This window comes from Pontibacillus sp. ABV4_188, assembly GCF_056311905.1.
This window is the reverse complement of record NZ_CM149975.1, coordinates 802,978-824,444: the sequence shown is the minus strand read 5'-3', so window position 1 is coordinate 824,444 and position 21,467 is coordinate 802,978. Positions and strand designations below refer to the sequence as shown.

Here is a 21,467-nt window from a genome sequence, read left to right as displayed (position 1 = left end):
CTTCTTAAAATTTGAAATGAGGTGTCTGTGAAAGACCAAGCTGAGATAAACTCCACCATCTGGTAAGAGCTTTATAAAAACACGCATTCACTAAATGAGGTGTTGACAGCAGGTATATTCGCGAGCTTTAGACACGATTCTACAGAGTCCATTCCGATGATCTCTGTACACTAGTGGCAGCCCCACGCGTGTCAAAGTGTTTCCCAAACATCCGTTAAGGATACCAACGTCTCCCAAACCTTCTTACAGGCAGGGTGTCTCTTATGAGGCACTCTGCTTTTTGGTTTTTATTAGCTCTTATATAGCAGAGAATGTTTCCGTTTGCTTGATTCAGCGTAAGGTCGTTCGGGAAATCACTCGCTTTCCGTGGCGAGCTGGGGAGCCTCCTCTCTCGCTAACGCTCCCTCCGGGGTCTCCCCTAGGCTCCGACTGCCACAGGAGTCTCGCAATTTCCCGAACCACCCATCCATATTAGAAGTAACGGAAACATAGCCACATCTGAAATTCTTCCCGGAAGCTAAAGCTACGGGGCCATTCATATCCCTTATGGCAAGGGGTGTCTGGGGAACGGGGAGACTCCTGCGGGAGAAAGAGGTCGACGAGACCCCACAGAGAGCGTAGCGAACGAGGAGGCTCGGCAGCTCGCCCGCGGAAAGCGAGTCGTTCCCCAGACACCCCCTCCACTCAACAAACGTAATGGCCCCATTCCCATAAACATGATATAAGGAGCCTGATTTGCTGTCTTGCAAATTGGAAGTTGTCCTATTTTCTGATACGATATATACACAATATAGCCATGGGCTGAAATGGAGGAGATTAGATGAGCCAAGATTGTATCTTTTGTAAAATTCGTGATGGAGAGATTCCTTCTGCGAAAGTGTATGAGGATGAAGACGTGTATGCTTTTCTAGACATTAGTCAAGTTACAAAAGGCCATACGCTTGTTATCCCTAAAGAGCACGTAAAAAACGTTTACGAAACGTCTTCTGACGTAGCCGAGAAAGTGTTCGCTCGTGTTCCAAAGATCGCCAATGCGATAAAAGCAACCTACGAACCCGTTGGCTTAAATGTGCTAAATAATAACGAGGAAGCAGCAGGGCAGTCTGTATTCCATCTACATATTCATCTTATTCCTCGTTACGGGAAGAATGATGGATTTGGCGCGAAATGGGAAGAACATTCTAAGGAATATTCTCCTGAGCAACTACAGGCGATTGCTGGGGATATTGCCGCAAACATCGGTTAGACTTCGAACTGTCAGAATCTGAGATGTTTAGCTTTCGAGAGAGTTTTGTTATAATAGAATCAGACTTTCGCAGTTGGTCAAAAGGACACAGCTGGAAGGTAAGTTGAGACTAGTTTAGAAGAGGAGAGATGTAACGTGAAGAGTCGTCTAGACACGCGTGTGTTGGTATTGTTGTCGTTAATTGTTGGGATTGGTGCTGTATTGCATATCTTCGCTCCCCCTATCGTGAATGGGATGAAGCCTGATATGCTCTTGATCATGATGTTTCTTGGAATTATTCTATTTCCTAAGTTCCAATATGTAATGCTTCTATCCCTTGTTACAGGAGCGATTGCTGCTTTAACTACGGGATTACCTGGAGGTCAGATTGCAAACTTAATTGATAAGCCTTTAACAGCGCTTGTCGCTTTCGGAATTGTACTGGCTGCAGGTAAATTTACAAATAAGAAAGTTCTTGCTGCTGGTGTAACGCTTGTAGGTACGCTAATTAGCGGAGCTATATTCCTATTTGTAGCTGTGAACATTATTGGACTTGTAGAAGGAAGCTTTATGATTATGTACGCAACGATCGTCCTGCCGACTGCAGCTTTCAACACTGTAGCCATGACGGTTATTTACCCGATCGTTGAAAAGATCTCAAAACGATCGCGCATCGCAACTGCATAAAAACGTTAAGAGTGTGTTCCTGATAAGGAGCGCACTCTTTTTTTGATTACAGAAAACCAACTTACCTTCGGACCATTCACACGGACGTTCGTAAGTTCAAGTTCCTCTGTAGTCAGTTCGATCCTCTCATTCGTCACTCCGCGCTCGTGTTTAGTCACTTCTACACCCTCTTTCGTCACTCCACGCTCGTTTTTAGTCACCTTAGTTCCTGAATTGTCATGACTTTTCTGTAAGAAATAAAGTTTATACCTCAACACAAAAAGGAAAAACGGATATAATAGGAGATAGTAAGGAAAGGAGTTGTGATTATGGGTAAAGGGAAATCATTACTACTTGGATTTGTCGTAGGAGGAGTCGTAAGTGCATCAGCTACATTACTGTCTGCTCCTTCATCCGGAAACAGAGTACGTCAACAAGTTAAAGATTCTAGTGACCAACTTAAAACTACCCTTGCAAACTTGCAAGGTGAAGGCAAACAATTAACTGAACAAATTGCGAAAACATCTAAAGAAGGTGCTTCGTTATTGCGAGACCTCTCAACGGAAGTAAAACAATCAATTGAAAGCTGGAAGCAAACGATTGAACCCCATCAGAAAAACATCCAAAAACACCTACAGGAAATTGAAGAAAGCTTAAAAGAGCTTGAGGACAAAGCTAAACAACAATAGTTACTAATCGTAAAAAAGGTGTACTCCCTATATAGGGAGTACACCTTTACGTTTAGGTTATTCTTTTGGCTCTAGGTCTTCAATGGATTCGATATCCATGTAATCTGGTACAACTAAACCAATTTTTGCGCCTTCTAAATTTTCTCCTAAATCAACGAATTCGTCTTCAAAGCTTTCATAATGATCGCCGTGGGTACGTGGCAACCATGCAGAGGTCATAGCATCAGAATCCCCTTCAGCAATAGCTTGGAACATTGGTCCGATTCCTGCTTGAGTTAGGTCAGTTTCAAACCCTTTTTGCTTTAAGACTTCCGAAATGACATGGGTTGAACTGATCTCTGATTGCCATGGTACATAAGCAAGTCTAACTGTGCCACTTCCATCTTCTATACCTTTTGTCCACTCGTCTACTTTATCTTGGTTATTTTCAACCCAGTTTTGAGCTGCTTGGACAGGTTCTGTACCTTCTTGAAGTTCAAGCATTACACTTTGCATGTCTTCTGGAGACCATTTAAAGTTATCAAGGATTTTTGCAGCATCGGGCATATCTTCCTCGAACCCTTTACGTACAATCGTGTTAATGTGTTCAGTGCTGCCGTATACTTCCTTCGGATCTTTTAAGTACTTTAAATCATATTCAGCAAATTTCCAGTGTGGCGTCCACCCTGTTACGATAATCGGTTCTTCGTTATCAATAGCATTCCCAAGCTGCTCAGTCATAACGGCTGATGAGCTTGAAGAAACTTCCCATCCTTCCAGGTTCTCATAGTCCTTTAACGCATTATCTGTTGCGACCATAATACCAGCGCCTGATTCGATTCCAGTAATAGTGTAATCAATTTGTTCACCTACTGAATTTTCTGTATCCCCCGAGTCTCCGCTAGAATCATCTTCTGTTGAACCACATGCAGCAAGCGCTAGAGACAACGATAGACCTGCTGTTAATCCAAGCTTCTTCCAATTCATGATATAACCCCTTTGTTAATATTTAATGTAAACCGTTTAAAAAGAGAGCCCACCTACAAAGGTAGGCAGGCTATTTTTATGAAGCTTTCTTATTCAGCTTGAAGATCCTCAATTGAGTCGATATCCATGTAATCAGGAACAACTAAACCAATCTTAGCACCTTCAAGGTTCGCTCCAAGATCTTCTAGTTGATCTTCATAAGACTCATAAAGGTCACCGTGTGTACCTGGTAACCAAGCAGCTACCATACCATCAGCTTCGCCTTCAGCAACGGCTTTCCACATAACACCGTTATCTAATTGGCTCAGTTCTACATCAAATCCTTGCTGACGAAGAACTTCACCGACAACGTTTGTAGAAGCAATTTCAGAGTCCCAAGCTACGTATGCAAGAGTTGCTGTTGTACCGTCGACTTCTTCAGTATCTTTTGTCCACTCATCTACTTTATCTTGGTTTTCATCGATCCAGTTTTTCGCTGCTTCTTCTTCTGGAGTACCGTTGCGGATTTCGAGCATTACGGATTCCATATCTTCTGTTGTCCAGTTAAATTGGTCCAGGATTTTGTGAAGGTTTGGCTTCTCGTCTTTCAAACCTTGCTTCGCCATTGTTTTAATTTGTTCTTCCCCACCAAATACACCTTCTGGGTCTTCAAGGTAGTGTAAATCAAACTCAGCAAATTTCCAGTGTGGTGTCCAACCTGTTACAATGATTGGGTCTTCATCTTCAATGGCTTGTGTAAGTGCTTGTGTCATGGCACCACCAGAAGACGTTTGAACTTCCCAGCCATCAAGTCCGTATGTCTCAATGGCTTTTTCAGCAGAGCCTACAACGCCTGCTCCTGCGTCTACCCCTGTAATAGTGTAGTCAAGCTCTTCACCATAATTAACGGCTTGTTCTGTGCTTTCACCGTCGCCACCTGATGTATTTTCTTCTGACTCATCCTCTGATGAGCCACAACCTGCTGCGACAAGCGACAAGGAAAGACCTGCTGCAATACCTAGACGTTTCCAATTAAGATTCAACATACTAATAAACTCCCCTTTAATAAAATAATAACTAATTGAACTCTATTGAACTTCCTTGAATAGGAAGTGACAAACTTTGTTTATTCACCTTTTTGCGTATTAAGGCTTTGCGTGAAGCGGTCAATAACAATCGCAAGGATTACAATAGATACACCCGCTACGAAACCAAGACCTACATCATTACGCTGTAAGGCTGTGATTACTTCTTTTCCAAGACCTTCTGCTCCGATCATGGATGCGATAACAACCATGGAAAGAGCTAGCATGACGGTTTGGTTAATACCAGCCATGATCGTCTTTTTCGCCATTGGCAATTGAACTTTAAATAGCTTTTGAATGCCTGTTGTACCAAAGGCATCAGCAGCCTCGATTAACTCAGTCGAAACCTGACGAATTCCTAAGTTTGTAAAACGCACTGTAGGTGGTACTGCGAAAATAACAGATGCGAATACCCCTGGAACCATTCCAATACCAAAGAACGCTACGGCAGGAATTAAGTAAACGAACGCCGGCATTGTCTGCATAAAGTCTAAAACAGGTGTAAGAATGGCCTGCACAATGTTACTCTTAGCCATCCAAATTCCAAACGGAACCCCGATTATGACTGAAATCAGACTGGCGGTTATGACAAGTGAGAACGTATCCATTAACTGCTCCCACATCTCTTGGTTGAGAATAAACCAAAGACCTACTATAGAAAACGCAGCTAGACCAATTTTCTTTCCTGTTACAAAGAAAGCAATAATCGCAATCACTGCTATAAAGATCCATGGGTTAATCATTTGTAACGTTTCACTTAAAAACTCAATAAAGGTATCTAAATTGTTCTTTATCGGATCAAACACAAATTCAAATGTATCTGTAATCCACTCAACAGATTGATCGACCCATGTTTTAACCGGAATCATTGGCAATAATGTGTTACTCATTGATCGACACCTCGCTTCCTGCTAGGGCTCCAATGACGGCTCCACGAACGATAATACCTCGTAACTTTCCGTCTTCTACTACTGCAATCGGTACAGGAGAATTATGAATCATATCAAAGATGTCATTCATTGGTGTATCAAGATCGCAGGTTGGTACGTTTGTTTCAATAACGTTGGTTAAATCTTTCACATTCTCGTCTATAGCTTGAGATGCATTCTCAGCTGTTACATAGCCTTTTAGATTACGGGATCTGTCTGTCACATAAATGCTAGAAAGACCTTCTTCACGCATACGCTCTAAGGCTACGCGAGGACCGTGTTTTTCAATGTTAACCGTTTCAGGACGTTTCATAATATGTTGTGCTGTTAGAACCTTCGAACGATCTACATCTTCAACGAATTTCTCTACATAATCGTTTGCCGGGTTTACTAAAATGTCTTCCGGGGTACCGATTTGTACAATAGATCCATCTTTCATTAGCGCAATACGATCACCAATTCGAAGTGCTTCGTCAAGATCGTGTGTAATGAAAAGGATTGTTTTCTGCATGCGTTCTTGGAGATCAAGAAGCTCATCTTGCATTTCTTTACGAATAAGTGGATCTAAAGCAGAGAACGCTTCGTCCATTAATAGAACTTCAGGATCATTTGCTAGAGCTCGCGCAAGCCCTACACGTTGTTGCATTCCCCCAGATAGTTGGCCTGGGAATTGATTAATAAAGCTTCCAAGCCCTACAAGTTCTAAGGACTCTTTTGCTTTTTTAGAACGTTCTGTTTTATCAATGCCCTGCACTTCTAAACCAAATTCAGTGTTTTGAAGCACTGTGCGATAAGGGAACAAAGCAAAACGCTGGAAAACCATACTCATTTTCTCACGGCGTACACGACGTAGGTTTTTACTATCCATTGCAGCTAAGTTCTCTTCGTTAATGTATACACTACCTTCAGTCGGTTCAATTAATCTATTAATCAAACGAACTAGTGTTGATTTACCACTCCCTGAAAGACCCATAATAACGAATATTTCGCCTTGTTCAACTTCAAAGGAAGCTCTATTTACACCGACTGTATTCCCTGTTTTCTTTAAAATTTCTTCTTTCTTTAGTCCTTGATCAAGCAGCTCTTGTGCTTGAGAAGGATTCTTACCGAAAATCTTTGACAAGTTTTCTACCTTGATGATCGGCACCTAACTTCACCCCTCTAAAACATTTTTACTATTTCTAATGAACTATTTTTCTGTTGTGTTTCGTTCAATCACTCACCTTTTATACTATATACTGTCTGTTTGTTTAGTACAAACGATAAATTCTTTGATTTAAGAACATATTTTTCGTACAGTTTAAACTGAACATACTGACACGAATAAAACCTTTAAATTCCTCCTTTTTGCTCCTAAATGCTACCCAATCTGTTATTTCCAAATTTTATCGCAATAGTGTAATGTGTTGGGTAGTATACGAGAAGGAGGTTCCTTCATGTCTGAAACTGAGAACAACAGTATAATGAGTGAAGTTCAGTATCATGCAATAACAGAATTCTCTAAAACCATTGAGATGTTTAGTCTTACACCTTCAGAAGCGCTACTGTTTAGTACCCTTTATATAGAAGGCGAACCGATGACTCTTGATGAAATGAGTGAAGCACTGGCAAAAAGCAAAACGTCGATGAGCACAGGTATTAGAAGCTTGCTTGACCTCAACTTAGTTGAACGTGTCTGGAAAAAGGGCGTGCGCAAAGACCTCTATACCGCAAACTCAGACTTGTTCAATAAATTTATGTCCTCATACATCCACAAATGGCTAGACGCTGCCAATCGCCAAAAACATTCATTAGAAGAAACGAAATTGTTATTAAGTAAAGAGAGAAAAGAGATTAATAGCGGGGAAGCAGATCATTTAGAGGAAAAATTACATGAAATGATCGATTTTCACTGTTTGATTTCGAAAGCCTTTTCAGAACTAGATCCGTCTACTTCTGATTCCTAAAAACTTCCCCGGTTCTCTAGTAGAACCGGGGTTTTTTTTATCATAAAAAAATTTTTTAACTATATCACAAAAAAACTTTACTTTAAAATACCCCTTTATGACGGGATTAAACGCTTTTTTGCGTAAAACTTCCTATTTTGAGTGCATATTATATCTTCTCTTATAAGGGTTTTCTTGCGATAATAATGGTGAATACTGTCCATATAAAGCTAAAAATCTAGTAATCATCAAGAGAGGGGGAAGGCTATGAGAGATGATACTACAATCCAAGAAGCCATTCTTTATAGTCATAAAATGGCCCAGCTTAGCAAGGCCTTATGGAAAATGATTGAAAAAGATTGGCAACAATGGATCAAACCGTTTCATTTAAATATAAATGAACATCATATATTGTGGATTGCCCATCATCTGAAAGGGGCAAGCGTTTCTGAAATCTCTAAGTTCGGGGTTATGCACGTCTCCACCGCCTTCAACTTTTCCAAAAAGCTTGAAGAGCGTGGTTTACTTTCATTTTCCAAACGGGAAAATGATAAGCGTAATACGTACATTCAGCTCACTGACGAAGGAGAAGAGCTTCTTTTAGAAACGATGAAGTCCTATAATCCAGAGAACAATTCCGTTATTCGTGGCAGTATGCCATTAAAAGACATTTACGGGAAATACCCTGAATTAATAGAATTAATCTCAATGGTTCGGGAGATTTACGGAGATGAATACATGGAAATTCTCGATCGTTCTATGACGAATATCGAATCCGAATTTCAAAAAGAGAGCCATTTCACTGAATCCGTTAAGGGTGAAGAAGATCAAGAGGAGAACTAGTCCTCCTTCGGAACATTTTCAAATGCGGTCATGAGATCCGTATAATATCCTTCTTTTTTTATGGCTGAAATGGCCTCGTCCGGATGAAGTTTCATGTTTAACATCCCCGCAAAGTGAATCAGGAGGTCCGTAAAATCTAGCAAACCTTCTTCTACTTCTTTTTTAAAAGAAGTGTCTAAAGTAGCTAGTAACTTCATTACCTCCTGCCATTCTTCTTCTGTTAATCCTCGTTCAATTACCATTCGTGTAAAAGGATAGTCTTTCATTTGCTCAGCGTTCGTTAACAGCTGCACTTGAAAGGCTATTTTTTTTATGTTTAAATCCAGTTCATGCATGAAGACTTCCCCCCTCTATTCACCTATCATTCAATCCCTTTTCAGGGCACATCCCCCAAGGCTTAGAGTACTTTTTTATTTTTTTACAAAAAGCCTATTGATTTCTTCTATAAAACATCGTATCATTCGATATGCCAATCTTATTTGAGCGATTCATTCACTATAAAAATTTTACTATACAAGACTATTCTTGTCACAAATAAGGGGGTTATTGATTATGAATCTTAACTGCTGGAAATCCTTTAACATCACGAAAGAATTTGGCTCTAACCGTATATATTTATTGAGCTCAATTCTAGGGGTCATTTCTTTTATCCTGCTATATGTACCATTGGCTATGGTCCATCAAAGTCATCAAGTTCATGATTACGGATTATTTCCGCTTGCAGCTTCGCTATTCTTGTTGCCAGCGATTCATAAATTGATGCATATGATTCCACTTGTGCTTTTGAACAAACGTGTTCGTGTTCGCTGGAAATTAAAAAAAGGCGTTATGCCGACGTTTTCCTATAGAACTTGCTCAACGTTATCAAAAACGACGTCCATTATGGTAGCTCTAGCACCAACAGTCCTATTATCTGTACCAGGTTTGATTACAAGCTTTGTATTCCCAAATTATTTCGCTTATATCATTCTGTTCACAGCTGTAAATATAGGACTATCATTTACAGATTTCTTGTGCGTTAACCAATTTATGCGCGCACCAAAAAAATGCATTATTGAGAATGCAAGAGATGGGTATGATATCTTAATTGACAAATACAAAAAGTAACCCCAGTAAACCCTTTTAGATGCAGGGAATGAAGACTATTCCAGAATGGTACTCATTGCTAATGCATTTAAAAGGGTTTTTCTATACATATAAGCATTTTTACTGTTCAACTTTTTGTTTTTTTGATACAGTAATTTCATAGGTGCAAAAGGAGGTTTCTATTTATGTCAGTATTCTTTGTACCATTTGCGCTTTTTATATTATTCGTCTTTAACTCTTTAACCCATTCCCTTTGTCTTAAAACGGAAATGGCCGTTGAAAAGCAACCAAAAGTGTTTCGAACGATTAACATTTTAATCACCATACTACTGATTTCGTCTTACGTCGAAATCCTGTATACCTAAAACAACGTCTCTTGCATAGAAGACGTTGTTTTTTTGTTTGGCTGAGAAGTTTCCGTTTGCTTTAGTTTGGTGTAAGGTGGCTCGGGAAATCACTCGCTTTCCGCGGCCCCACACGAGGTGGGGTCGTTCGACGTTGTCACAGGACGTGACGGTCTTAGTCGAACTTCTGTTTCCACTTACTAGGATCCTACTGCCGCAGGAGTCTCGCAATTTCCCGAACCACCTTTGCCATATGTAGAAGGAACGGAAACATGCTATGCTAAAGGGTCGCCTATCCATTTCTAAAATCGAGTCCGTTAACCCATTTACAAGTAGGGCTGGCTGGAGGACCGCGAGACTCCCGCGGGAAAAGTAGCCTAGGGAAGACCCCGCAGAGAGCGATAGCGAACGAGGAGGCTTCCCAGCTACCCGCAGGAAAGCGAGTGGTCCTCCAGCCAGCCCAGGCACTTTCTCCGCAACGGACCCTCCCTAGATTGGATATGAACACAAAAAACCTCTGCCAAATGGCAGAGGTTTTTTGTGTTCATATCCGATCTCAGGGATGATTAGTACAACCAAGATGCACCAACGATGATTAACAAAATGAATAGAACGACGATTAAAGCGAAACCGCCGCCGTAACCTCCTTTGCTCATGAAGCCACCCCCTTCTCTAACTTACTACCGTATCATATGCAGGGGAGGCTTGGTCTGGATAGGCGAATGACCCGGTTTTGAAAAGTTTTCCTCCAATTCCCGATAGCCCTAGTGTTTTATACCCTCAGTATGTTATATTATTTCAAGGATTAGGTTGTCTAGGAGCTACATTCAAAGAGCTTCCAAACGCCTCATGAAGAGCACGTTAGGCTCTAAACTTTTGACACAATTAAATGATTAGGAGTGTTTACCTGATGAAAAAGATTGCTTTGGCAACGACGCTAACTGCAGGAGTATTAGCTTTATCCGCATGTTCCGGTACACAAGGGGACGATGAGGCGAGCAAAGAACTAGTCGTTGAATCCAAGAACGGAAATATCACAAAAGATGAATTTTACCAAGAGCTGAAGGATCGCTATGGTGAACAAGTTCTTCATGAAATGGTTGTGACAGAAGTTCTTGACGATAAATATGAAGTAACTGAAAAAGAAATTGAAGAAGAAGTTGAAAAATACAAAGAACAAGTTGGCGGTCAGTTCGATCAAGCTCTATCTCAGATGGGCTTCAAAACTGAAGAAGACTTCAGAAAAGTAGTTGAACAAAGCCTTATGCAACAAAAAGCTGCAAAAGCTGAAATCAACGTTTCAGATGAAGAAGTACAGAACTACTATGATCGTATGAAAACAGAAATCCGTGCGAGCCACATTCTTGTAAGTAGTGAAGAAAAAGCAAAAGAAGTTAAACAAGAAATTGAAGAAGGTAACAAAGACTTCGCAGCCCTAGCTGAAGAGTACTCAGAAGGACCGTCTGCTTCAAACGGCGGCGACCTTGATTTCTTTGGCCCAGGTAAGATGACGCCTGCCTTTGAAGATGCTGCATATGATCTTGAAAAAGGTGAAGTAAGTGAACCTGTAAAGACAGAGTTCGGCTTCCACATCATCAAAGTTACGGATAAACGTGAAAAAGAAGACGTAAAACCTCTAGAAGAAATGAAAGACCAGATTAAAGAAGATCTTAAAGCAAACCAGCTTAACCAAGAAAATGCGAAGAAAACAATCGACAAGCTCATTGAAGAAGCTGAGGTAGAAGTTAAAGCTGAAGGTTTAGAGGATATCTTAGAAAAAGCTAAAGAAGAATCTACTTCCGGTGAAACAGAATCAAATTCTGACCAAGGCTAATCTCATTTCAAAAGGCTGCACCTTCTAAGGTGCAGCCTTTTTTTATCTATATTTAACTAGAGACCGACTGCTTCCTCTTCTTCGCATCATCAATTCGGTCCATATACTTCTTCCCTTCTTGTTCAATAAACTTTTGTTCCATTTCCTGTTCCGCCTTCATCGCTCGAAGTGCCATATATCCACTAAATAAAATAAATACTACCATTGCTAACACCCACCATGGAATCCCTGCAATCATGGAATCTCCCCCTTGTCCCCTTTTAATACAAGCCTATGCAGAACTCAAGGTGAATATTCCAGCCCACTCTACTAGCTTGTTCAAGAATAAGGCAGGATTGTTGAAGACTCGAAAATGAGAGAATGTTTCCGTTTGCGTTATTTGAGAGTAAGGCGGTTCGGGAAATCACTCGCTTTCCGCGGCGAGCTGGGGAGCCTCCTCAGTCGCATTCGCTCCCTCCGGGGTCTCCCCTAGGCTCCTACTGCCGCAGGAGTCTCGCAATTTCCCGAACCACCTCTGCCATATATGGAGTAACGGAAGCATGCCATATAAAGTTGCTCTCCACCCCCAATCTCTCTCAAGCTGCAGGGCCGTTCGTATAAACATAGCCAGGGGTGTATGGGGAACGGGGAGACTCCTGCGGGAGAAAGAGGTCGACGAGACCCCACAGAGAGCGCTAGCGAACGAGGAGGCTCGACAGCTCGCCCGCGGAAAGCGAGTCGTTCCCCATACACCCCAACCACTCAACAAGCGTAACGGACCTATCTTCACATAAGTGTCTCAGCTTCGAGTGTTCCAAATAAGGGGGCTTATATGGAAGGCTGTAAGCATTAACGTAGCCATAAAAAAAGCATGTCCTTTTATAGACATGCTCCTTCAAAAGGGAGAATTAGTCTCCCTTTGGTACGTATTTAAAGATTTCGCCTGATTCAACGACACGTATAAACTTCATGAGCCAGCGGTAGTATTCTTTCGCATACTCTAATCGGTCGATATCGCGTTGGATCATGCCTTGTAATTCTTCGTCGTCTGTGTCATCCATAATGGCACGAAGTTCGGAGATCGCTTCATCAGCTTCTTCGATGTTCGTTTCAGTATGGTGTCTCCAGCGGTTACCAAATAATGATGTGAAAGACTTATACCAATCTTCTTCAGATTTGTATAGATCTTTTCGCACACCCTTTCGAAAGGCTGGTTCGACCATCTTCATCTCTGATAAGGATCTCACACCAGTCGACATACTTGTCTTACTCATTTCAAGCGCATCACGCATATTATCTAGCGTCATTGGCTGATCTGCAAAGTAAAGCGTTCCGTACAATCGACCAACAGAAGAGGTGATTCCGTACAGGCTCATATTTTTGGCGATCACTTGAATAAATTTTTCGATTGTTTCTTCATATTCTGTCCATTCTTGACTTCTTTCTTTATCTACCAATGGACGACCCTCCACTAGCTTTATTCGACATTGTCCTCAAGTATTTTATCACTATTATTCCAAAAGTGCGAGGTCATGACAAATAAAAACTTAATTTTTATAAAAAAATTTTTTTACGTTCTGTTATTTTTTGATTAATTGTATCACTACAAGTGAACAGAATGACTTGTTGATCCTGTGAAATTTGTTGTAAAAGCTCTAGCACCTCACAGGTTCGTTCATCGTCAAAATTGACGAACGCATCATCAATAATAAACGGTAAAGGATGTTCATCTCTAATAGTCTGACTTAAAGCCAGCCTTAAAGCAACATATAACTGTTCTTTTGTCCCTTGAGACAAGGACTCTACAGAGAAACGTATTCCATCCTTTCGTTCAACCGTCATGTCTTCTTCTTCATCTGGCAGCCATACACGTAAATAAGTATCTCTCGTTAGGATGGAGAAAAAGTGACTACAATATTCAACTACTGCAGGCATTCTTTCTTTTTGATACATTTCTTTCGTTTGCTTCAATAAAGTGTGGGCTACTTTATATACTGCCCATTCTTTACCCATTTGCTTGCTTTTGTCTTTCTCTAACCTCACTTCATGCCTTTTCATTGAGTAGCGTTCATCTTTTTCAAGTAGCTGGATGTTGGATCTGAGGTCAGCTAATTGCTGACGCTTAGCTTCTAGTTCTCTCTCTGTATTCTCCAATTCTTCTGTCGCAAGGGCCAAATCTCGTTTTAGAGAGGGCTCATCTATACTTGAAAGAATGGCTTGGGAGGATGTCACTTCGTTCATATAGACGGCATCAATCTGTTTCTGAAGCTGCCATAGTTCTTCATCTATTTCTTCTATATGCTTTACTTGTTCACCTTGCTTAATGAAAGAATCTGAGTCTGAAACATCTGCTTTTTCATACAGCTGACGTAACTCTTCTTGAATTGGTATCTGTTTCTGTTCTAATTGATTCATTTGGCTCTGTAAATTGTTTATACGCTCACCTAATTTATGAAGGTCCCGCTTATGCTCCTCAACCTTGTTAACAATTTCTATGCAGTTGTTCCATATGGAATCTATTTCCCCTTCTCGCTCTATTCGTAAACGGTCTGCAAATAAAAATAATTGATTTTCTATCGTTTTCTGTCGCGCGGCGAATGTTTCTATTTGTTCTTGTTTTTTTAACCATTCCTGTTGCCTTACTTGTACACTTGAAAGTCGTTGATACACTTTGGGCCAGTAGGACACAGACACTTGCTTTAGGAATGGGTAATGATCGAGGTTCTCCTCTATCATTTGATCAATTCTTTGTTGACGCTGCTTTAAGGTATGAAACTGTTCTTCAATTTGAATTTCACGCATTTTACACTGTTGAATACTTTGTTCATATCGCTTGAGGTCTTGAGCTCGTTGGTCTTGTTCTTGTAACTGCCTTTCCCACTCCCACGCACTTCCAATCGAATCCTCCACGTTTGTACGTTCTACATTTGATGTGCTTTTCATTGAAGGTTGTTTAAATTGTCGAACGAGAAACAATGTTGAAAGTAATAACAAAGCACTAAATATAAACCATATAGGATCAGATAGAATCCATCCCCCAACTGCTCCTGCCAAGGCCAGTAGGGCCCCAACTAAAAAGATTTGGTTTGCAAACCTTGATAGCTGATCCACCATATGGCGGCTATTTTTCACTTGTTCTTCTTCTAATTCTTTTTTCCATTCTTTTTCTCGAGCACGCTCAGCGGATGTTCTCAAGTGTATTTCATCATCTTCTGAGAGCATTTGGTCTTCCACACGCTTACTCTGATCGTGGAGCTGATTTTCTTCTTCATGATTAAGCCGCAATTCCTGCTCTAGCCGAGCGCGTTCTTCCTCGAGTGTTTCTTTTTCACGACCCATTCGTTGCCATTCTTCTTCCATATAGAACGGTAATGAGAGCTCTAATACATCTTCAAAAGTAAGATGTATACCAAGTTCCTTTATCTTGTTGGCCAGTCGTTCTTGCTCTTGTTCAGATTCAGCCAGGAGCTCGTTTAAGCGTGCACGGTTGATGTCGTACTCCTGTTTATGACCAATCCATTCCGATAGTTCTTCAACACACGTTATGTCGTATGAAGGTACTTCTTCTTTCTTTTCCTCTGCTCTTTGCAATTCCTGCTTAACAACCTCTTTTTCACTACGGATCGGCATTTCTTGTTCTTTAAGTTTGTCGTAACGTTCTAATCCTTGTTCCGGAAAAGGAACGGTTTCCGGTAAGGAAGAACGCTTAGCTTTGAGTTGTTGGTAACGAAAGATCATGTGTGAGGCTTGGTGATGTTTCTCTAAGAGATCCTTTCTCACCATGTACATTTGACGCTTCTCCTTCAATTGATGAAGCTCCTCTTGTACCTCTTGCTCCTCCACTTTTAAACCAGCATACTTTTGTTCTTCTTGTTTAAGGAGAGCTAGAGTCTGCTCCATTTCTTTCACATGTGCAAACTGCTCATTTAAGACCGGTTTCCTCCCTTGTTTCTTAAAGAGACGTTCAAGTTCCTTCTCAAGCTTCGTCTCAAGTTTATAGATCTGTTCGGACCCTGTCATCCCTACCCCAAATAAGACATCCCCAATAGCTTTAGAACCTACTGTGTGAATGTGCTGGATATCATGTAAATCAAAAGAAAAAATAGCTTCAAATGTGTTCTTATCCATTCCTTTTAAGTAATGACGAAGCCAATCTTCAGATTGCTCCGTTCCATCCTCAAAGTAACACTTGGCCTCTCCGTTGTTCTGATTGAAATCACGTTCAATGTATACCGTGCCATACCGAGAATCGGTGATCATTAAACGTCCCCCGACCGTCCCCCCCATTTTTGGCACATAAGATTTCACTTTTTTCGGTGGAAGATTAAATAGAACATACATGATAAATTGCCTAAAAGTTGATTTCCCCGCTTCATTCTTCCCATAGAATACCGTTAACCCATCATCTTGGAAATCCACGGTTTTGTGCTGCCATTTGCCAAAACCATAAATCAATGCTTGTTTTAGTTTCATTCAGATCGCTCCTCCTGCAACAAGGACGTGAGCAAATATGATTCAGCTTCGCTTATTATTTCTTTCTTCTCTTCTTCTGAAAAAGACCCTACATATCTTCGACCTTGCTTATGAGTTGTGAGTTCAGTCAGCATAGACTCGATCTCGTCACTCTTATCAAAATGGCGAATTAAATCAGCGACGAAATGAGAGCCTTGCTTTAATTCTTCCCGGTCCCAGAAAGGGATAGAATGGACGACAATGTCTTGAAGCCACATCCATGCCTCTTCCTCTTCTTCTTTGTCATTCCAAACATCTACAAGGCTACGAAGAGCTTCTTCCCTCATTTCATCTCCATCTAAATGGCCTTCTATCTTTATTTTGAAAATCATTGGACCATACACCTTCCGATTCTCTTCCTTCCATTTATCTACTTCATCGTGAAGTTCAGACAACGTATGGATATGATTTACATCAAATGTAATTTGCTGAAAGAGTACAGAATGCGTGGGTAAAAATGTAAGGGTTGTCTCCGTATCTTCTAGGTCAACGAGGTAGCAACCCTTAGCCCCATCCTCTTTATGATGACGCCCTTGTATGTTCCCCGGATAGACAACTGGCGGCTCTTCTTGCAAGATCTGTCGCTTGTGAATATGACCAAGAGCCCAATAATCGTGTCCTGTTTCATTTAATTGAGAAATTCGAAAGGGCGCATAAACATCATGATCTGTATTTGTTGCAATACTCCCGTGAAGAAGACCGATATGAAAAACATCTTCACTAGTCCGCTCATACTCAGCTACTTTCTCCTCATAAATAGCCCTCCTCGAGTAACTAAATCCTTGAATATTGGCAACATGCTCGCCTTTTTTATAGAAAGGAACTGTAGAGACTGACTCTTCTTTAAAAATCGTCACGTTAGCTGGGTATTGGACGGGATAGAAACTGCCCCCAGTATGGTCGTGGTTTCCGTGGGATAGAAATACTTCTATGCCTGCTTTATGTAAGGTTTCAAACCCTTTCTTTAGACGAATTTGCGCCTTTAAACTTCTACCGTCCTGATCGAACAAATCTCCAACCATTAATACAAAATCAACTTTATTCTCTAATGCATGTGAGATTACACGTTCAAAGGCTTGAAAAGTACTTTCTATAATATCCTGAGAAAGACGAGATGAAAGTCCTGAACCGATCCCTTTAAAAGGGCTGTCTAAATGAAGATCAGCACAATGGATAAAACGCAGTGGTGGCTTCATAACAAAAAACTCCCTTCCTATGCTACTTGCTTGTATTTTACCAAAGGCAACCATCGAATGCACGTTCGCCTCATAATTCAACTACGTGTTGGGGAAGCTAATCGAGGAGGTGACTTCAATGGCTAAACGAAAAAAGAATCCATCAGAGCGTGCAAAAAGCGCAGCAAGTGTTAAAGGATCTCCTAATAGCGGTCCAGTCGAGCGCTTCCGTGACGATCCTGATCACCAAACAACAAACATGCAGTATAAAAAAGAAAACACAGCTGGGGAATAACCCCCGGCCGTGTTTTTTATGTTTTTGACTACGATTCTTTTTTCGATAACTGGAAAGCACGCTTGAAACTTTTCATCATATTTCCTTTTCCATACATTAATACACCACCACGATAAATACGTCCTCCAACAACAGCCAGAAGGAGAATCGTGCCAATAAGTAAGCCGATTGAAATTCCTACTTCCCACCAAGGAATATCTAGCATTCCTACGCGAAGAAACATTAACATCGGTGCAAAGAATGGAATAAACGATGTTACGGTGACTAACGTAGTCTCAGGAGCATTTAATCCATACATCGCGATCATAAATGCAGCGACAATAAGTAAGATCATCGGAGTGACAACTTGTTGAGCATCTTCTGTACGACTTACAAGCGACCCTAGCATTGCAGCGAGCGTTGCGTATAATAGATATCCTAGCAAGAAGAAGACACCAGCAAAGATCAGCGTTGAGGTATTGGCATCTCCAAGCCCAAAGTAGGTGAATATGCCACCTTGTAGGTTATCCATATTAGCTGTGACAGCCTGAACCCCAACAACTAAGATCAATCCAAATTGAGTGACCCCTAATAAAGCAATTCCAATGATCTTCCCAAACATTTGCGTAACAGGCGACACACTTGAAATTAAAATTTCCATTACACGAGAAGACTTTTCCTGCGCTACTTCCTGCGCAATCATGTTTCCATACATGATAACTCCCATATAAAGAAGAAATAGCATTACATATACAAGACCACGAGCTTCACTTAATTCTTCCTCGGTTTTTGCCTCTTTATCAAGAGCAACTTTCTCAAATGGTACTGGAGCAAATATTCCATTTACCGTTTGTTGATCAATACCTGCTCTTTCTGTAGCGACAGCTATTTTCACTTGTTGTAAAGCCTGCTGTAGACGTCCACTAATGCTGTTCTCAGCAATTTGTTTCGTATAATAGGTACCGGTAGGAATGCCGTCTCCACTCGATTGAAGCGTTAACACCCCTCTATATTCGCCTTCTTGAACAGCTCGTTTCGCTTCTTCCTCACCATCGGTGTAAGATTCGAGTTCTAATTCAGCTTGTTGGGCATTTAGTTGTTCTGTTAAAGGATTAATGAACTCCCCTGTTTTATCAACCACGGCAACTTTTGGAGCCTGAGTACTCTCCTCCTCACTACTTCCAACCGAGTCCATAATACTTTGGAAATTTGTCAAGGCAACTATAAGCAATAAAATAATACCTGTAGTAATTAGAAACGTCTTAGACTTTAGTCGACTGAAATAAGTATGACTCATAACAATCCAGAACTTATTCATAAGAAGCCCCCACTTTCTCTATAAAGATATCGTTTAAAGAAGGCTCTTCAAGGTCGAATGTGCGAACAAATCCTTTTCCTTGTAACGCTTCAAATACACGCTCCGCTATCTCTTCTGCTTCTACCTGCAGTTCACAACCTTCTCCAACAGCCCGATACGATACAACACCTGGAATGTCACGTAGATAGTTTAAATCGAAATCCGCATGCACAACGAGATTTTTCTTTCCAAATGAGCGTTTGATCTCTTTTAATCCACCATGAACCACAGGTTTCCCTTTATGTAAAATACATAAGTGCTCACAAAGTTCTTCAACGTGTTCCATACGATGAGATGAGAACACAATCGATGTTCCGTTTTCTTTAAGGTTCACCACCGCTTGCTTCAATTGCTCAACATTAACAGGATCTAGCCCTGAGAAAGGTTCATCTAATATAAGCAGTTTCGGCTTATGAATGACTGCAGATATAAATTGAATTTTTTGCTGATTTCCTTTAGACAACTCTTCGATTTTTTTATTTTTGTATTCCGGAACTCGAAAACGCTCCAACCAATGATCTAATTCACTTAACACCTCTTGCTTCGACATGCCCCTTAGTTTTCCAAGGTAAATCAATTGGTCTTTCACAGTTAATTTCGGATACAATCCACGTTCTTCGGGTAAATAGCCAATAAGATGGCTTTTACTGTAGTCAATTGTCTCCTTGTTCCATTGGATGGACCCTTCACTCGTGTCCATTAGTCCTAGAATCATTCGGAATGTAGTGGTTTTCCCCGCTCCATTTGCGCCTAAGAAGCCAAAGATTTGGCTCTCTGGTATCGTTAGAGACAAATGATCAACAGCTGTATGAGATCCGAAGTGCTTTGTTACTTGATCTAATGATAATGTCATACTTGTACTCCCCCTTCTCCTTTATGAATACGTATAAATCTGTGAAAGGTTTCATGATTTAGGAAGAAGGAAAAAAATCAACCAATTACGAATATGTTAGGAAGATAGGAGGAATGAATTGTGGAAGCATACATTTTAACAGTCTTCGCTCCAGATGGGACTCAATTATTAGAAGAGTCCTTTGAAGCACAAGACGATCACGATGCTAAGAAAATTGGCCAAAACCTTCTTGAAGACAACGGGTATAGTGAACATACCCACCGTTGTGTATCTCCAGATGGTCGTATGGTTTTATTCCATCGTTAAATCGAAAAGCGCCTGCCTGGATCAAACCAGGACAGGCGCTCTATTGTTACTCCCCTTTAAAAACAGGGGAACGATGCTCCATAAATGCTGCTACCGCTTCTTTATGATCATCTGTAAGACGTAATTCATACTGATGGATGCGTTCCTGATCCATCAATTGCTTCAAACGTTGAACCGACTGTCCGTGATACACACGCTTCGAACGAATCATAGCTTGTAATGGCCTTCTACTCCAATAAGCTGCAAGATTTTGAGCAGCATCTTCTACTTCCCCTTCACACACCTCATCTACTAAACCTTGCGTAAGAGCTTCTTCTCCAGACAAAGCCTTTCCTTCCCATGCAAACAATTTAGCTCTTTGAGTACCCAACCGCTCTTGAAGCCAAAAATGGCCTCCTCCATCAGGTAATAAACCAACACCAATAAAGTTCATAGATAGACTCGCCTCTTTATGAGCAAGCACATAATCACAAGCTAACGCTAAACTAAGCCCCAATCCAACAGCAGGACCATGGACTGCAGATATAACCAGTTTCTTCATTAAAAATAAGCGCATCATAACCTCTTCTATGTCATCCATCACTTCCTCATAAGCTTGTTTATCCTGTGTCCCCTGCATCATCGCCAAATCCCCACCAGCACAGAACCCTTTTCCAGTACCAGAAAGGATAACAATGGAGTCCTGGTTATCTTCAATACTTTGCAGTTGATGCTTTAGCTCCCTAAGACTCTCTTGGTTTAAAGCATTCATTTTATCCGGTCGATTTAATTTCAAATGCGTAATCCCATCTGCCCGTTCTATCGTAAAATAACTCATAAAGCTCCTCCATTCGTTTAATAAAGTCATAAACCGCTACAATCGTACAAACAACATTCGAGGAACTTCTTAAAAAATCCTGCTTTTATCTAAAAATTTACATAGTATGGGAATTCGTTAAACTTAGTGCAATATTGCGGAAAATGAATCGTTCAAGAAGTTCACCATATTTCTATCAACCTTGCTTGAACTTTTATGAAGAAGAGATTAGATGAGAAATCACTAGGCGCTGAGCTATGGGGCGTTGATTTTTAAGTTTATTATCTGTTTTGTATTTTTTTTGAGGTATGTGAGGTATGTATGCCTTAATAGCCTCTCGAGAACTTGTCATGATGTCTAAATGGCTTGATCTTGTTAAATTTTTTTATTTCATATAAGTCACCTTTTATGGAGGAATTAAAGTTGAATGTTTGAGTCGGGAGGGGCTGGTATGTTTGGTGAGTGGTTGGGCTTGAGGTTCACGTCAGGGGATCTGATGTCCTATATGGCAACATGTTTCCGTTCACCCTAGTATGGAAAAGGTGGGCATGGAAACTGCGAGACTCCCGTGGGCAGAAGAGCCTAGGTGAGACCCGGAGCCCGGCTTTGCCGGGTGAGGAGGCTCACCAGCTCCCCACAGGAAA

General features: G+C 40.9%; 24 protein-coding genes. 10 read left to right on the top strand and 14 right to left on the bottom strand.

The window, feature by feature from the left end; genetic code table 11:
• The first annotated feature begins 820 nt into the window (after positions 1 to 820).
• A complete protein-coding gene (locus ACYX4O_RS04200; RefSeq protein WP_476354845.1) occupies positions 821 to 1,246 on the top strand; it encodes an HIT family protein in 426 nt (141 codons plus the stop codon).
• Positions 1,247 to 1,381: 135 nt separating this feature from the next.
• On the top strand, positions 1,382 to 1,912 hold the full coding sequence (locus ACYX4O_RS04195) for a tryptophan transporter (protein ID WP_476354843.1): 531 nt from the start codon (positions 1,382 to 1,384) through the stop codon (positions 1,910 to 1,912).
• A 5-nt stretch (positions 1,913 to 1,917) separates the two neighbouring features.
• Here the strand turns inward: ACYX4O_RS04195 and ACYX4O_RS04190 are convergent, their stop codons facing one another.
• Positions 1,918 to 2,112: a hypothetical protein gene (locus ACYX4O_RS04190; protein WP_476354841.1), complete on the bottom strand. Its 195-nt coding sequence runs from the start codon at positions 2,110 to 2,112 to the stop codon at positions 1,918 to 1,920.
• 108 nt (positions 2,113 to 2,220) lie between these two features.
• Here ACYX4O_RS04190 and ACYX4O_RS04185 point away from each other — a divergent pair, with 108 nt between their 5' ends.
• Entirely contained in the window at positions 2,221 to 2,580 is a 360-nt protein-coding gene (locus ACYX4O_RS04185) for a YtxH domain-containing protein (RefSeq protein ID WP_476354839.1), read from the top strand.
• A gap of 57 nt (positions 2,581 to 2,637) precedes the next feature.
• Here ACYX4O_RS04185 and ACYX4O_RS04180 read toward each other — a convergent pair whose 3' ends face one another.
• From ACYX4O_RS04180 to ACYX4O_RS04165, 4 genes are all read right to left on the bottom strand, one after another.
• Positions 2,638 to 3,546: a glycine betaine ABC transporter substrate-binding protein gene (locus ACYX4O_RS04180; RefSeq protein WP_476354837.1), complete on the bottom strand. Its 909-nt coding sequence runs from the start codon at positions 3,544 to 3,546 to the stop codon at positions 2,638 to 2,640.
• A gap of 89 nt (positions 3,547 to 3,635) precedes the next feature.
• Positions 3,636 to 4,571 (bottom strand): glycine betaine ABC transporter substrate-binding protein, encoded by a 936-nt coding sequence (locus ACYX4O_RS04175; protein WP_476354835.1) that lies wholly within the window; start codon positions 4,569 to 4,571, stop codon positions 3,636 to 3,638.
• An 80-nt stretch (positions 4,572 to 4,651) separates the two neighbouring features.
• Positions 4,652 to 5,500: an ABC transporter permease gene (locus ACYX4O_RS04170; protein ID WP_476354833.1), complete on the bottom strand. Its 849-nt coding sequence runs from the start codon at positions 5,498 to 5,500 to the stop codon at positions 4,652 to 4,654.
• Entirely contained in the window at positions 5,493 to 6,686 is a 1,194-nt protein-coding gene (locus tag ACYX4O_RS04165; protein WP_476354831.1) for a quaternary amine ABC transporter ATP-binding protein, read from the bottom strand. The genes ACYX4O_RS04170 and ACYX4O_RS04165 overlap by 8 nt, the downstream gene beginning before the upstream one ends.
• Positions 6,687 to 6,975: 289 nt before the next feature.
• On the opposite strand from ACYX4O_RS04165, the gene ACYX4O_RS04160 reads away from it, so the two are divergent.
• Positions 6,976 to 7,485 carry a GbsR/MarR family transcriptional regulator gene (locus tag ACYX4O_RS04160; RefSeq protein WP_476354829.1) on the top strand — a complete coding sequence of 170 codons (510 nt, stop codon included), beginning with the start codon at positions 6,976 to 6,978 and terminating at the stop codon, positions 7,483 to 7,485.
• Positions 7,486 to 7,731: 246 nt separating this feature from the next.
• Positions 7,732 to 8,307, top strand: a complete 576-nt coding sequence (locus ACYX4O_RS04155) for an HTH-type transcriptional regulator Hpr (RefSeq protein WP_476354827.1) — start codon at positions 7,732 to 7,734, stop codon at positions 8,305 to 8,307.
• Here ACYX4O_RS04155 and ACYX4O_RS04150 read toward each other — a convergent pair.
• Complete coding sequence (locus ACYX4O_RS04150; RefSeq protein ID WP_476354825.1) at positions 8,304 to 8,642, bottom strand: DUF1878 family protein; 339 nt, start codon at positions 8,640 to 8,642, stop codon at positions 8,304 to 8,306. The genes ACYX4O_RS04155 and ACYX4O_RS04150 overlap by 4 nt on opposite strands.
• A gap of 217 nt (positions 8,643 to 8,859) precedes the next feature.
• On the opposite strand from ACYX4O_RS04150, the gene ACYX4O_RS04145 reads away from it, so the two are divergent.
• On the top strand, positions 8,860 to 9,414 hold the full coding sequence (locus ACYX4O_RS04145) for a DUF3267 domain-containing protein (RefSeq protein ID WP_476354823.1): 555 nt from the start codon (positions 8,860 to 8,862) through the stop codon (positions 9,412 to 9,414).
• A gap of 164 nt (positions 9,415 to 9,578) precedes the next feature.
• The gene (locus ACYX4O_RS04140; RefSeq protein ID WP_036786836.1) at positions 9,579 to 9,758 is read left to right on the top strand and encodes a hypothetical protein; all 180 of its coding nucleotides are present in this window, start codon (positions 9,579 to 9,581) and stop codon (positions 9,756 to 9,758) included.
• A gap of 545 nt (positions 9,759 to 10,303) precedes the next feature.
• On the opposite strand, the gene ACYX4O_RS04135 is transcribed toward ACYX4O_RS04140, so the two are convergent.
• Entirely contained in the window at positions 10,304 to 10,393 is a 90-nt protein-coding gene (locus ACYX4O_RS04135; RefSeq protein ID WP_036786834.1) for a YjcZ family sporulation protein, read from the bottom strand.
• Between the two features lie 254 nt (positions 10,394 to 10,647).
• Here ACYX4O_RS04135 and ACYX4O_RS04130 point away from each other — a divergent pair, with 254 nt between their 5' ends.
• The gene (locus tag ACYX4O_RS04130; protein ID WP_476354820.1) at positions 10,648 to 11,571 is read left to right on the top strand and encodes a peptidylprolyl isomerase; all 924 of its coding nucleotides are present in this window, start codon (positions 10,648 to 10,650) and stop codon (positions 11,569 to 11,571) included.
• 52 nt (positions 11,572 to 11,623) lie between these two features.
• On the opposite strand, the gene ACYX4O_RS04125 is transcribed toward ACYX4O_RS04130, so the two are convergent.
• The 4 genes from ACYX4O_RS04125 to ACYX4O_RS04110 form a co-directional block, all read right to left on the bottom strand.
• The gene (locus ACYX4O_RS04125) at positions 11,624 to 11,809 is read right to left on the bottom strand and encodes a sporulation YhaL family protein (protein ID WP_476354818.1); all 186 of its coding nucleotides are present in this window, start codon (positions 11,807 to 11,809) and stop codon (positions 11,624 to 11,626) included.
• A gap of 649 nt (positions 11,810 to 12,458) precedes the next feature.
• On the bottom strand, positions 12,459 to 13,007 hold the full coding sequence (locus tag ACYX4O_RS04120; RefSeq protein ID WP_188655618.1) for a GbsR/MarR family transcriptional regulator: 549 nt from the start codon (positions 13,005 to 13,007) through the stop codon (positions 12,459 to 12,461).
• A gap of 97 nt (positions 13,008 to 13,104) precedes the next feature.
• The gene (locus tag ACYX4O_RS04115; protein WP_476354815.1) at positions 13,105 to 16,023 is read right to left on the bottom strand and encodes an ATP-binding protein; all 2,919 of its coding nucleotides are present in this window, start codon (positions 16,021 to 16,023) and stop codon (positions 13,105 to 13,107) included.
• The gene (locus tag ACYX4O_RS04110) at positions 16,020 to 17,258 is read right to left on the bottom strand and encodes a metallophosphoesterase family protein (RefSeq protein ID WP_476354813.1); all 1,239 of its coding nucleotides are present in this window, start codon (positions 17,256 to 17,258) and stop codon (positions 16,020 to 16,022) included. The genes ACYX4O_RS04115 and ACYX4O_RS04110 overlap by 4 nt, the downstream gene beginning before the upstream one ends.
• A 118-nt stretch (positions 17,259 to 17,376) precedes the next feature.
• Between ACYX4O_RS04110 and ACYX4O_RS04105 the strand changes: the two genes are divergently transcribed.
• Positions 17,377 to 17,532, top strand: coding sequence for a YuzL family protein (locus ACYX4O_RS04105; protein ID WP_156969222.1), 156 nt, complete (start codon positions 17,377 to 17,379; stop codon positions 17,530 to 17,532).
• 28 nt (positions 17,533 to 17,560) lie between these two features.
• On the opposite strand, the gene ACYX4O_RS04100 is transcribed toward ACYX4O_RS04105, so the two are convergent.
• Complete coding sequence (locus ACYX4O_RS04100) at positions 17,561 to 18,829, bottom strand: ABC transporter permease (protein ID WP_476354811.1); 1,269 nt, start codon at positions 18,827 to 18,829, stop codon at positions 17,561 to 17,563.
• Entirely contained in the window at positions 18,822 to 19,721 is a 900-nt protein-coding gene (locus ACYX4O_RS04095) for an ABC transporter ATP-binding protein (protein WP_476354809.1), read from the bottom strand. Before ACYX4O_RS04095 ends, ACYX4O_RS04100 begins: the two co-directional genes overlap by 8 nt.
• 120 nt (positions 19,722 to 19,841) lie before the next feature.
• Here ACYX4O_RS04095 and ACYX4O_RS04090 point away from each other — a divergent pair, with 120 nt between their 5' ends.
• Positions 19,842 to 20,027: a YhzD family protein gene (locus tag ACYX4O_RS04090; protein WP_207529283.1), complete on the top strand. Its 186-nt coding sequence runs from the start codon at positions 19,842 to 19,844 to the stop codon at positions 20,025 to 20,027.
• Between the two features lie 46 nt (positions 20,028 to 20,073).
• Here the strand turns inward: ACYX4O_RS04090 and ACYX4O_RS04085 are convergent, their stop codons facing one another.
• Positions 20,074 to 20,844: an enoyl-CoA hydratase gene (locus tag ACYX4O_RS04085; RefSeq protein WP_476354806.1), complete on the bottom strand. Its 771-nt coding sequence runs from the start codon at positions 20,842 to 20,844 to the stop codon at positions 20,074 to 20,076.
• Positions 20,845 to 21,467: the final 623 nt, after the last annotated feature.